Origin of the sequence: Amycolatopsis jejuensis (assembly GCF_000717335.1) — a bacterium.
Lineage (GTDB): Bacteria > Actinomycetota > Actinomycetes > Mycobacteriales > Pseudonocardiaceae > Amycolatopsis > Amycolatopsis jejuensis.
Genome location: NZ_JNYZ01000013.1, coordinates 1 through 11,408, shown reverse-complemented (window position 1 = coordinate 11,408; position 11,408 = coordinate 1). Strand labels below are relative to the sequence as shown.

Annotated in this window: 14 protein-coding genes; 6 read left to right on the top strand and 8 right to left on the bottom strand. The window is 67.8% G+C overall.

Annotation, left to right across the window (positions count from 1 at the left end; translation table 11 throughout):
- The first annotated feature begins 26 nt into the window (after positions 1–26).
- Positions 27–602, top strand: coding sequence for an EndoU domain-containing protein (locus OO71_RS20050; protein ID WP_033291373.1), 576 nt, complete (start codon positions 27–29; stop codon positions 600–602).
- A gap of 1 nt (position 603) precedes the next feature.
- Here OO71_RS20050 and OO71_RS20045 read toward each other — a convergent pair whose 3' ends face one another.
- Positions 604–1,299 carry an SDR family oxidoreductase gene (locus tag OO71_RS20045; protein ID WP_033291372.1) on the bottom strand — a complete coding sequence of 232 codons (696 nt, stop codon included), beginning with the start codon at positions 1,297–1,299 and terminating at the stop codon, positions 604–606.
- Between the two features lie 92 nt (positions 1,300–1,391).
- Between OO71_RS20045 and OO71_RS20040 the strand changes: the two genes are divergently transcribed.
- A complete protein-coding gene (locus OO71_RS20040; RefSeq protein ID WP_033291371.1) occupies positions 1,392–2,243 on the top strand; it encodes a LysR family transcriptional regulator in 852 nt (283 codons plus the stop codon).
- A gap of 608 nt (positions 2,244–2,851) precedes the next feature.
- Here the strand turns inward: OO71_RS20040 and OO71_RS20035 are convergent.
- Positions 2,852–3,121, bottom strand: coding sequence for a helix-turn-helix domain-containing protein (locus OO71_RS20035; protein WP_033291370.1), 270 nt, complete (start codon positions 3,119–3,121; stop codon positions 2,852–2,854).
- Positions 3,122–3,426: 305 nt separating this feature from the next.
- On the opposite strand from OO71_RS20035, the gene OO71_RS20030 reads away from it, so the two are divergent.
- Positions 3,427–3,672 carry a DUF3311 domain-containing protein gene (locus OO71_RS20030; protein WP_033291369.1) on the top strand — a complete coding sequence of 82 codons (246 nt, stop codon included), beginning with the start codon at positions 3,427–3,429 and terminating at the stop codon, positions 3,670–3,672.
- The gene (gene mctP / locus OO71_RS20025; protein WP_033291368.1) at positions 3,669–5,333 is read left to right on the top strand and encodes a monocarboxylate uptake permease MctP; all 1,665 of its coding nucleotides are present in this window, start codon (positions 3,669–3,671) and stop codon (positions 5,331–5,333) included. The genes OO71_RS20030 and mctP overlap by 4 nt, the downstream gene beginning before the upstream one ends.
- Positions 5,334–5,360: 27 nt before the next feature.
- On the opposite strand, the gene OO71_RS20020 is transcribed toward mctP, so the two are convergent.
- Positions 5,361–5,990, bottom strand: coding sequence for a hypothetical protein (locus tag OO71_RS20020; RefSeq protein ID WP_033291367.1), 630 nt, complete (start codon positions 5,988–5,990; stop codon positions 5,361–5,363).
- A 57-nt stretch (positions 5,991–6,047) separates the two neighbouring features.
- On the opposite strand from OO71_RS20020, the gene OO71_RS20015 reads away from it, so the two are divergent.
- The gene (locus OO71_RS20015) at positions 6,048–6,623 is read left to right on the top strand and encodes a peroxidase-related enzyme (RefSeq protein WP_033291366.1); all 576 of its coding nucleotides are present in this window, start codon (positions 6,048–6,050) and stop codon (positions 6,621–6,623) included.
- Here OO71_RS20015 and OO71_RS20010 read toward each other — a convergent pair.
- The 5 genes from OO71_RS20010 to OO71_RS19995 all read right to left on the bottom strand — a co-directional run bounded on the left by OO71_RS20010 (position 6,611) and on the right by OO71_RS19995 (position 10,595).
- Positions 6,611–6,898, bottom strand: coding sequence for a hypothetical protein (locus OO71_RS20010; RefSeq protein ID WP_033291365.1), 288 nt, complete (start codon positions 6,896–6,898; stop codon positions 6,611–6,613). The two genes, OO71_RS20015 and OO71_RS20010, sit on opposite strands and share 13 nt — an antisense overlap.
- Positions 6,899–7,828 (bottom strand): bifunctional helix-turn-helix transcriptional regulator/GNAT family N-acetyltransferase, encoded by a 930-nt coding sequence (locus OO71_RS20005; RefSeq protein ID WP_033291492.1) that lies wholly within the window; start codon positions 7,826–7,828, stop codon positions 6,899–6,901.
- 246 nt (positions 7,829–8,074) lie between these two features.
- Entirely contained in the window at positions 8,075–8,224 is a 150-nt protein-coding gene (locus OO71_RS51290; RefSeq protein WP_162836041.1) for a hypothetical protein, read from the bottom strand.
- A gap of 230 nt (positions 8,225–8,454) precedes the next feature.
- Positions 8,455–9,645 carry an ATP-binding protein gene (locus OO71_RS20000; protein ID WP_033291364.1) on the bottom strand — a complete coding sequence of 397 codons (1,191 nt, stop codon included), beginning with the start codon at positions 9,643–9,645 and terminating at the stop codon, positions 8,455–8,457.
- Between the two features lie 191 nt (positions 9,646–9,836).
- Positions 9,837–10,595, bottom strand: coding sequence for a MerR family transcriptional regulator (locus OO71_RS19995; protein ID WP_033291363.1), 759 nt, complete (start codon positions 10,593–10,595; stop codon positions 9,837–9,839).
- Positions 10,596–10,772: 177 nt separating this feature from the next.
- Between OO71_RS19995 and OO71_RS19990 the strand changes: the two genes are divergently transcribed.
- Positions 10,773–11,279 carry a DoxX family protein gene (locus tag OO71_RS19990; protein ID WP_033291362.1) on the top strand — a complete coding sequence of 169 codons (507 nt, stop codon included), beginning with the start codon at positions 10,773–10,775 and terminating at the stop codon, positions 11,277–11,279.
- Positions 11,280–11,408: the final 129 nt, after the last annotated feature.

Here is an 11,408-nt window from a genome sequence, read left to right as displayed (position 1 = left end):
GCTCCGTGCCGACGAGAGGAGCCGACGTGGGCGGTGGACACGCTTCCGGCACCGGACGCAGGGCGACCAGCGAGTTCCCTCCCGAGTGGAGTGACGAGCAGATCATCGCGGTGGTCAAGGACGTCGCGAACGATCCGGGCGAACCGCGCCGGCAGCAGTACAACGGCCGCTGGCGCTGTGCCGGCGAACGCTTCGGGGTGCACGTGGTGGTCCTGGTCAACGGCGATGGCCAGGTGCACACCGGCTATCCGCTGTCCGGCCCCGGCGTGATCCGCAACCCGGACACCGCCCGTGACCCGGCCAACCCCACGGTCGCCGACCGGGCAGGCAACCGCATCAGCTACTTCACCGACAGCCTCCTGCGCCTCCTCACCGACCGCCTCCCCGCGGACGACCTGGCGCACTACCGGGACCTCCAGTGGTCCGGCGAATGGGAAGAACTCGCTGACACCCTGGCCGCCCACTTTGCGGTCACCGGCCTCCAGCTCAACCCGGACGAGTACGCGGATTTCGAAAAACTGCTGAACTCGTTCGACCTCCCCGTCCGAGACTGCGAATTCCTCAACGGCCGAGACCGAATCCTGACGTCCCTACGCGCTTGACTCACCAGGGCACGACCCCCGCGTCATCGAAGAAGCCACCGCGAGGCCCGTCATCGGGCAGCGTCGCGAGGCGGATCGCGATGGCCGCACCTTGTTCAGGTGTCCGTAGGCCGGCGAATCCGGTGAAATCGGTTGCGACATAGCCAGGGCAGGCCGCGTTCACGATCACCTTCGTCTCGGCGAATCGGCGGGCGTACTGCGCGGTCAGGCTGTTGAGCATCGATTTCGACGGCGCGTACGCGGCGAGGATCGGCCCGGTCTGCAGGGTCAGCGACCCCATGTTGCTGGACATGTTCACGATCCGCGGCGCCGGTGCCTGGTAGAGCAGCGGCAGCATCGCGTTGGTCACCCGGATGACGCCGAATACGTTCGTGTCGAGCACCGTCCGGACGACCTCGACGTCGAGCGTCGTCGGATCCTGCGGGCCCGCACCGGCGATGCCCGCGTTGTTGACGAGCACGTCCAGCCGCCCGAGGTCCGCGGCCGCCGCGGCCACACTGTCGTCCGAGGTCACGTCAAGGGCGACCCCGAACGCGTCGACCCCTTCAGCCCGCAGCTTTCCGACCGCCTCCGCGCGCCTTCGTTCGTCGCGGGCCCCGACCGCGACGGTGAATCCGACGGCCCCGAGACCTTGCGCGATCGCAAAGCCGATTCCCTTGTTCGCACCGGTAACCAGCGCGGTTTTCGTGTCGTTCACTCCTTCATGCTGTGCTCCCGGCCGCCCTCGTGGCCAAGACCGCCTCGGTCGCATGTGATACCCGCCGAGTATCAATCCGTACGCTGGTTTTCGTGGACGATCTCGAAACCCGCGAACTTCGGTACTTCGTCGCAGTGGCCGAGGAACTGCACTTCGGCCGCGCCGCCACCCGCCTCGGCATTGCCCAGCCACCACTTTCCCGCGCGATCAGCCTGCTGGAGCGCCGGCTCGGGGTCCAGCTCCTCGACCGAAACCGCCGCGGCGTCGCGCTGACCCCCGCCGGTCAGGTCCTGCTCCACGAGGCAACCACGGCCCTCGACGCGGTCAATGCCGCCGCCCGCCGAACCCGCCGAGCCGGCAATCCGGAACGGCCGCTGGTACTCGTCACCAAAGCAGGCGCGTCCCACGAACTCCTGCAAAAACTCCTCACCGCAGCAGCGAACGACCCCGCCGTGACCCCGGTCGACGTCCTGCTGTGCGAGGTCGGCGAACAGGCCGGACTCCTGCGCAACGGCCACGCCGACGCCGCACTCATGCACCGCCCCTTCGACGACCTCGCCGGTTTCGACACGGAAGACCTGCACACCGAAGGCCAGGTCGCGATCGTCCCCGCCGCCCACCCACTGGCCGCCCGGGCCCAGCTGACCCTCGCCGACGTCCGCAACGTACCTGGCCTGCCGATCGCCCGCTGGCCCCAGCTCGACGGAACCTACCCGGACGGCCCCGGACCGGAAGTCCACACCCAGGCACAACTAGCCCAACTGGTCGCCCTCGGCCGGACCCTGCTGGTGATCCCGGCGTCCAGCAGAGCCTGGCAATGGCCGGAACACGTTGCGGTACCGGTGATCGACGCCCCGGAAGTGACCACCGTGATCGCATGGCCAGCGAACAGCCGCTCACGAGAAGTAGCAACGCTGGTGCGCGCGGCAACCAGCCTCGCCTAGACGGTGATCGCCGGAACCCGGTGTGGCAATCGGGTTGCGTGGTGGTTGGTTTGCGAGGTGGCGCTGGTGGGTGGTGGTTGCCGGAACCGGGTGCGGCGTGCGGCTGGCGTGGTTGGTTTGCGAGGTGGCGCTGGTGGGTGGTGGTTGCCGGAACCGGGTGCGGCGTGCGGCTGGCGTGGTTGGTTTGCGAAGCGGCGCTGGAGGTCGGTGGTCGCCGGAACCCAACGCGGCGAGCGGCTGGCGAGACGGCGCTGGTGGTCGCCGCTACCGGGCGCGGCTAGTGGTTGGCATGCGAGGTGGCGCTGGAGGTCGCCGGAACCCAGTGCGGCGAGCGGCTGGCGCGGTTGGTGTGCGAAGCAGCACTGGTGTGGTGGTCGCGGGAACCTGGTGCGGCAAGCGGCGGGCGCGGTTGGTCTGTGACGCGGCACGGGTAGGCGACGGTCGCCGAATCCGGCGTGGTGAGCGGCCAGTGCGGTTGGCTTGCGAAACAGCGCTGGACGGCCACAGTCCCCGGAACCCGGCGCAGCAATCGGCCACCTGAGCGGCTATCGGCACCGGCGTTGCGGCCAGCTGGTCACCACCCAAACATCCCACCCACCGGCCAAGCGTCAACTGGCCTGCGAAAACGCCGCCGCCTCCCCATCGCACGCCAGTCGCAACCGGTCCAGCGGCATCCCCACCGCGTCCGCGATTGCGGCCACCGTGAAAAACGCCGGGGTCGGGATCCGGCCCGTCTCGATCTTGCGCAGGGTTTCGACCGAAATGCCTGCTTCCGCGGCCACGTCGACCATGCTGCGGCCGGCTCGGGCCGCGCGCAGCACTACGCCCAGCCGCTCGCCTCGGGAGCGTTCTTCGTCGGTCAGGGGCACGCGCACCATGCCGCCCAGTCTAGTCACAGAGTTGTCCACTGCCTGTGGATAACTCTGTGCACAAGGTTGCAAACCCCGTGGACAACCGCCGATCGGCACAAGTGCTGGGGGCATTCGGACCGGGAATGCCCCGCCGATAGGGGTACCGATCGGGCGGCAGAGGCGTCCGCGGGCGAGTTGTCCCCGGGGTTGTCCACAACCCGCCAGACCGGCCTAAGGACTGATCAAATCGAGACCGAAGACGTGTGAAGTCCGGACCACCTGGGTCTAGGGTCAGGCGGTCGCGTGTCACGTACGTGTTAGGTGAGGTCCCGATGTCCACTGCCAAACCGGGCGGGCGGGTACGCGGGTTCCAGTTCAGCGCTTGGAACCTGCTGTTGCTGATCCCGTTGCTGATCCTGGTCACGCCGCTCTACAACTTCGACGAACCGCGCCTCTTCGGCTTGCCGTTCTTCTACTGGTTCCAGCTGGTGTTCGTCATCGCCGGGGTGGTCTGCACCGGCATCGTCTACCTCGCCACCAGGAAAAAGCGGAACGGCGGCAAGGGTGATGGCCGATGAACAACATCCAGTGGGTGGAGCTGATCGTCTTCGCCTTCCTGTTCCTCGTCGTCACTGTGCTCGGGTTCGTCGCGTCGCGCTGGAAGGCCGGCGCCACGCTCGACCACCTCGACGAATGGGGACTCGGCGGCCGCAAGTTCGGCTCGTGGATCACCTGGTTCCTGCTCGGCGGCGACCTCTACACCGCGTACACGTTCGTCGCCGTGCCCGCGCTCGTGTTCAGCGCCGGCGCGCTCGGCCTGTACGCGCTGCCGTACACCATCGTCGTCTACCCGATCGTCCTGTTGCCGGCGCTGCGCATGTGGTCGGTCAGCCGGTCGCGCGGCTACGTGACCCCGGCCGACTTCGTCCGCGGCCGCTTCGGTTCGCCGACGCTCGCGCTGCTCATCGCGATCACCGGCATCGTCGCGACGATGCCGTACATCGCGTTGCAGCTCGTCGGCCTCGAAGCCGTGCTGCGCACCATGGGTATCAACGGCTCGGGCATCGTCGGGCACCTGCCGCTGCTGGTGGCGTTCGTCATCCTGGCGCTCTACACCTACCAGTCCGGCCTGCGTGCCCCCGCGCTGATCGCGTTCGTCAAGGACATCCTGATCTACCTGGTGATCATCGTCGCGGTGATCTACCTGCCCTCGAAACTCGGCGGCTGGGACCACATCTTCAACACCGCCAAGGACACCCTCGCCAAACCGAACCCGAACACCGGCAAACCCGCCGGTTCCCTCCTCCTCACGTCCTCCAACCAGCTACAGTACGCGACGCTCGCGCTCGGCTCGGCCCTCGCCCTGTTCCTCTACCCGCATTCGCTCACGAGCGTCCTCGCCTCGCGCGGCCGTAACGTGATCAAGCGGAACATGGTGGCCCTGCCCGCTTACTCGTTCGTGCTGGGTCTGCTGGCGCTGCTCGGGTACGTCGCGATCTCGGCGGGCGTCAAGCCGCTCACGAACGCGGCCACCGGCAAGGCGGACGGCAACACCATCGTCCCGCTGCTCTTCGGCTCGCAGTTCACGAGCTGGTTCGCCGGGATCGCGTTCGCCGCGATCGGCATCGGCGCGCTGGTGCCCGCCGCGATCATGTCGATTGCCGCGGCGAACCTGTGGACCCGCAACATCTACAAGGAGTACATCCGCAAGGACGCGACGCCGAGCCAGGAGGCCAAACAGGCCAAACTCGCGTCGCTGGTGGTCAAGCTGGGTGCGGTGCTGGTGATCATCCTCATCGACCCGCAGTTCTCCATCGACCTGCAGCTCATCGGCGGCGTGCTGATCCTGCAGACCCTCCCCGCGGTCGCGATTGCGTTGTACACCCGGTGGTTCCACAAGGCCGGGCTCATCGCGGGCTGGGTCGTCGGGATGGGCTGGGGCCTGATCATGCTGTACGGCATCCCCAACCCGGCCACCAAGAAACTCCACTTCGGTGGTTCCGCGCTGCCGCTGGGGAACCTGTCGATCTTCGGCTGGCACCCGTTCGCCGGCACCGGGCTCAGCGTCGTGCAGATCTACCCCGGGTTCGTCGCGCTGATCGCGAACATCCTGGTCGCCGCGGTGGTCTCGGCGATTGCCTGGGCGCTGAAGTGGAACGCGGGCAACGACGAGACCGAACCCGAGGACTACCACGCCGACGAGCACGACGAGAACCTGCGCCCCATCGGCGTGCACTAGAGGTCCACAGTGGACAGCGGCCCCTCGCTACCGCAGCGAGGGGGCCTCTCGCGTACGGGCGATCATCGCGGCGGACACCACGTACAGCACCACGGCGTTCAGCAGATGCCACAGAAAGTGCGTACCAGCGGGGAAATCACCGCACACCACGCCGTCGATACTGCGCAAGGCCAGCGACAGTGCGAAAACAGCCGCAGCCACGGCGAAATGCGGCCAGTACGGATTGCGCACCACCAGCAACGCGACGGCGAACCCGGCGAGCCCGACCAGCGCCGGCAGATAAAGCCCGCCACCGAGCGCGGACATCGCGACGGTCAACACCACGAATGCCGGTGCCCCCAACCATGCCCATTTCGCGGGCACCTGGAAGAAAACCCGCGGAAACCGCGCCGCGTAGTACAGCACAAACACGAGAATCGCAGCGGAATCGGCGACCGCACTCCACCTCGTCGCGACCAGGTGGAACACGCCACTGGCCACGAACACGAGCGCGACCAGCAGGGCGAGCGTGCGCCCGGTGCGCTGTCCGGCGGCACGCCACCACACCATTCCGGCGGCGACGAGGAACGCCAGGTTGGCGAGGTCGTTGAGCGGCTCACCCCAGAGCCCCGGTGCCGTGCGCTCGCAGTAACCGTCCACGTATGCGGTCCAGTTCACGGGGGTAAGCAAACTCCCTCCGGATGAACGTCAGGCACGCGGGTTACCGTGGAGCCCATGAGCGACTCGGTGAGCCGGTTCCCGGTGACGGAACTCGAAGACCTGCCCGACGACCTGCGCGAGCGGATCGGTGCCATCGCGGAGAAGTCCGGTTTCACCCCCAACATCTTCCGCGCGCTCGGGCACCGGCCTGCCGAGCTGCGGGCGTTTCTCGACTACCACGACGCGCTGATGGAACGCGAGGGCGGCCTCACCAAGGCCGAACGCGAGCTGGTGGTGGTGGCCACGTCCGCGGCCAACCACTGCACCTACTGCATCGTGGCACACGGGGCGATCCTGCGGATCCGCGCGAAGGACCCCGAGCTGTCCGACCGCGTGGCCGCCAACCCGTGGCAGGTGGAGCTGGACGAACGGGGCCGCGCGATCGTGGACCTCGCCCTCGCGCTCGCGCAGGACTCCGCGCTGTTCGGCGAGGCCGACCTCGAGGCCGCGCGCGAGGCCGGTCTCACTGAGGACGAGATCTGGGACGTCGGCTCGATCACCGCGCTGTTCGCGATGTCCAACCGGCTCGCGCACCTGACCGCGTTGAAGCCGAACCCGGAGTTCTTCCTGATGGGCCGTCAGAACCGGTAGAACGGCCCGGGCAGGTCCCGGCTCATCTCGAACCGTCCGCGCAGCCAGCTGCGCAGCCGGTTGACCGGTTTCGTCCAGATCCGTGGCGCGGGACCGAAGTACCGCGGGTCCTCGTGCGGGGTGAACGCGTCGCCGGTGAGCAGCACCGCGTCGTGGCCGAGCGGGCAGCGCCCGGACACCGAAATCACGCCGCGCGTGAGGTTTTCGACCCAGTCGACCTCGTCGACCCCCAGTAGCGTGCGGCGGTCGCACACCGCGCAGTAGACGGCGAACATCTATAGCTCCCGTCGCCAGGTCTCGCTGGTGACGAGGGGCCCGTAACTGTCGGTCTCCTCCTGCCCGGCGAGCTCGAATCCGACGCTGCGGTAGATCCCGCGCGCGGCGGTGAGCATCGACAGCGTCCACAACTCCATCTCGCGGTAGCCCGCCGCTCTCGCGAACTCGACGCACTCGTGCACCAGCCATTTGCCGACGCCGTGCCCGCGCGCGGCCGGTTCCAGCAGGAGCAGCCGCAGTTTCGCGACCCCCTCGTGGTCGCCCGGGGTGCAGAAGACACTGCCGACGCGTTCGCCGTCGACCTCGGCGATCCAGCCCGCCTGGCCCGGGTCACCGCGGTGTTCGGCGAAATCGGCGATCACGCGCGCGACCACGGCTTCGAAACGTCCGTCGAGGCCGTACTCCGTGGCGTACAGCGCGCCGTGCCGGTGCACCACCCAGCCGAGGTCACCCGGCCCGGGCGCGCGCAGCGTGACCTGCGGTTGTGCCGAGGGCTCGCCGACCAGCGCGGTGATGGTGCCCATCGCGCCGAGCAGACGGCGCTGGTCGGCGTCGGGGAACTTGTCGAGCAGGCCGCCGATCTGGCGGGCGGACCGGTTGTTGAGGTCGGCGAACGCGTCGTGCCCGTCGGCGGTGAGCGTGACGAGCTGGCGCCGGGCGTCGGTGGTGCAGCGTTCGCGCGCGACGAGGCCGCGGTTCTCCAGCCTGCCGAGCAGCCTGCTCGCGTACCCGCCATCGAGCCCGAGCCGTTTACGCAGGTCACTTACCTGGAGCTGGTCCTGTTGGGCCAATTCGAACAGCACCCGCGCCTCGCTGAGGGAGTACTCGGCGTCGGCAGGGCCCTCGTCGAGGACGCCGATCACCCCGGTGTAGAGCCGGTTGAAGGCGCGGACCGTCGCAACACGCTCGGCAAGCACGGAATCGGACACGGAACCACCTCGGCTTGAATCGTTGACCGAGTCAAGCATCGCCCCGGCGGCCGCTTCGGGCAAGCGAATTCCCCCGATGGGGAAGTGGTCCGGACATGTGGAAACCCCGTGATGCTGCCAGGTCGGGGGTCCGCCAGCATCACGGGGTCGTAGGGGGTATCGACGCTGCTCCGCGCAGCGTTACATCTCGGATGGGTTGTGGTTCAGGTCACTCTCGTGAGTGACCTACCAACAGGGTGGTGTCCGTCAGCGCATGAACGGCTGACGCGCCTGCGCGAGGGCGATGAGCTCCTGCCGGACCGTGGAGGTGGCCGCGGTGTCGATCGCCCGGTTCAGCGCCCGGCGAGTGCGAGCCTCGGCGCGACGGGCACGGAGCTTGGCGGCGATGTTGCTCATGGGTTCTGCATCCCCTTCGGAGTTCTTCGGTGGCTGTGCCTCTAGTATGCGCCTTTTTTCACAAGGATTCCAATGAATCGACGGTGACATGGGGCACTGGCCGGATAATCATCGGCGACGACCTGATCTTCACCGGACAGATTGGTGTCGGCAGTCACAAGCCGCTAACGCCCTAGCGATATCTATGGCTTTCTAGGAAAACGGGTAGAAAGGTTTAGCCGGACGTATGGTCAGTCGCGGCCGAGCAGGTAATGCCCGAAATGCGGCACGGTGAAGGCGATCTGCCCGCGCTCGGCGGAGTAGACCAGGCCCTTCTTCATGAGGTTGTCCCGCGCCGGCGACAGCGACGACGGCTTCCGCCCCAGGTAGACGGCCACATCGGCGGTGCCCGCGGGCTCGTCGCGGCCCTGGGTCAGCTCGGCCATCGCGAGCAGGTACTCGCGTTCGGCCGGCGTCGCGCGTTCGTAGCGCGACCCGAAGAACCCGACGGCCAGCTCGGATTCCGCCTCCGGCGCGGCGACCTGCACGTCCTTGACCGTGATCGGGTCGGCGGGTGCGGCGTCCCAGGCGGCTTTGCCGTAGGCCTGGATGAAGTACGGATAGCCGCCGGACGCGTCGAAGAGCGCGTCGAGCGCCTCCGGTTCGATCCCGGCTTCCTCGCGTTCGATCGGGGCCATCACGGCGTAGTCGGCGTCTTCGCGGCTGAGCCGGTCGATGCGGGCGTAGCGAAAAAGCCGCTCGGAGTAGGACTTCGACGCCGACAGCACTGCCGGTACGTGCGGCAACCCGGCCCCGACCACCACGAGCGGCGCGCCGGACTGCGACAGCTCATGGCACGCCGCGCACAGCGCCGACACGTCGTCCGGCTGCAGGTCCTGGATTTCGTCGATCAGCAGCGCGACACCGGTGCCGACGTCCGCGGCCAGCTCGGCGACGTCGGTGAACAGCTCGACCAGGTCGATCTCGATGTCGCCGGAATCCGCACGGCCCTGCGCAGCGGGCACGTCGATGCCGGGCTGCCAGCGGTCGCGCAGCTTCGCGTCCGGCCTGTTTGCCTTGAGCGCAAACGCTTTCAGCACGCCGAGGACGTCCTCGACCCGGTCCGGCGCGCGATGCCGCACGGCCAGGTCGCGGATCGCCCGATGCAGGGCGGCCGAAAGCGGACGGCGCAGCTCGGCATCCGGCCGCGCCTCGATTTTCCCCGCCCCCCACCGATGCCGGACGGCCATCGACCGCAGCTCCCCCAGCAGCACGGTCTTGCCGACCCCGCGCAGGCCAGTCAGCACGAGGCTGCGCTCGGGCCGCCCGCGAGCGACCCGCTCGAGCACGACCTCGAACGCCTTCAGCTCCCGTTCACGGCCGGCCAGTTCCGGCGGCCGCTGCCCGGCGCCAGGCGCGAAGGGGTTGCGGATGGGGTCCACTCTGTCACCGTATCGAGGTATCTAGCGTGGACCCGATATTTGCGGATACATGCACAGAGCACAGCGTGGCGCAGCCACTCCGTTGAGGGTGGTGGAGGGGAGGAAGGCGGAGGTGTCTCGTGTCTCCCTGAAAGATGGCCGGGTCTGCAGCCCCGTCCATCCCTACCCCCAGCACCCCTTTCGACGGCGCATTAGTCCGTCAGGTTCCGTTCCGCGTAGATCTTCATCGCGTCGCGGATGTACTCGGCGGTGCCAGGCCCGTGCTTCTCGTCGTACGCGCCGTAGCGCGGGTCGTCGACGTACAGCTGTCCGAGACCGGCGAAGTAGCCCTTCGACACCTTCCCGGCTGCCGGTTGCAACCAGGCGTACAGCCGTGCGGTGACGGCCTGCGCCTCTTGCGAAGCAGCGTCGTGACCAGCCTTGCGGGTTGCCCCGTACGCGGCCGAGATGTCGAGCTGTTCCTGCTGAAAGGCCTTCTTGTCAGCCTCGGTCAGCGACTTCCACCACCGGTCCCCCTTGCGGTAGGCCTCCGCGCCCCAGCGCTGGGTGACCTCCTCCTCGTAACGGGTGTGGTCGAAGCCGTCGAAAACTTCCTCCACCATCAGTTGTTCACCTCCCTTCAGTTTCCGCAGCGTGGTGCGCACGGACTCGATCTGCCGCCCGATCCGCTGCCGCTCCTGCTCCAGCAGCGCCAGGTGCGTTTCGAGCGCCGCGACGCCGTCGTGCTGGCCGTCCAGCACCTCGGCGATCGCGGGCAGGCCGAGACCCAGGTCGCGCAACAGCAGGATCCGCTGCAACCGGACGAGCGCCTGCTCGTCGTAGTAGCGGTACCCGTTGCCGCCGATCCGCGTCGGCGGCAGGAGCCCCACGGCGTCGTAGTGCCGCAGGGTCCGGCTCGTCGTGCCCGCGGACCGCGCGATGTCCTGGATCGACCACTCCGTTCTGACCACGCCTTCGACGGTAAAGGTTGACGCCGCGTCAAGGTCAACGCTAAATCTTTCTAGCGGTATCTAGTAGTTGTGCAATATTGTGGTAGGAACCGCTAGTCCCGGTTCGGCGGGAAGCCACGCGGGCATCCTCGGTTGTAGGTTCTCCACAGGGATTTCCACACCAGAGAGGCGAGACCCGTGATACTGCGCCGGGTGGCACGTCCACTACTCGCGTCGATCTTCATCTCCGGCGGCATCAACGCCCTGCGCGACGCCCAAGGGCACGCAAAGACGGCCGAACCGTTCATCACCGACACGTTCGACAAGGTCGAGGGCCTGGTACCGGACCAGGTCCCGCGCGATCCGGTCACGCTCGTCCGGATCGACGCAGCTGTCAAGATCGGCGCCGGCCTCGCACTGGCGAGCGGCAAAGCCCCGCGGCTGGCGGCAGTGGCCCTGCTCGGCTCACTGGTCCCGACCACGCTGGCCACCCACCGCTTCTGGGCACTCGAGAACCCGGCCGAGAAGCAGGCTCAGCAGGTGCAATTCATCAAGAACGCGTCGCTGGCCGGTGGTCTCCTCCTGGCCGCAGGCGACACCGCCGGGAAACCCTCGCTCGGCTGGCGCGCCCGCCGAGCCGCCAAAAAAGCGGGCAAGCGCGCCGAGAAACTGGGCAAACGCGCCGAGAAGTCGCTCACCGACTGAAGTCCCGCCCAGACCGCGCAAGTCCGTGAAGGGAACCATGAGGGAATCTGATTCCGTGATGGTTCCCTTGGGTTTTAACGTGTTGGTGTGGTGGGTTTTGTGCCGCGTCTGCTGTTTTTGAGGTGTGTT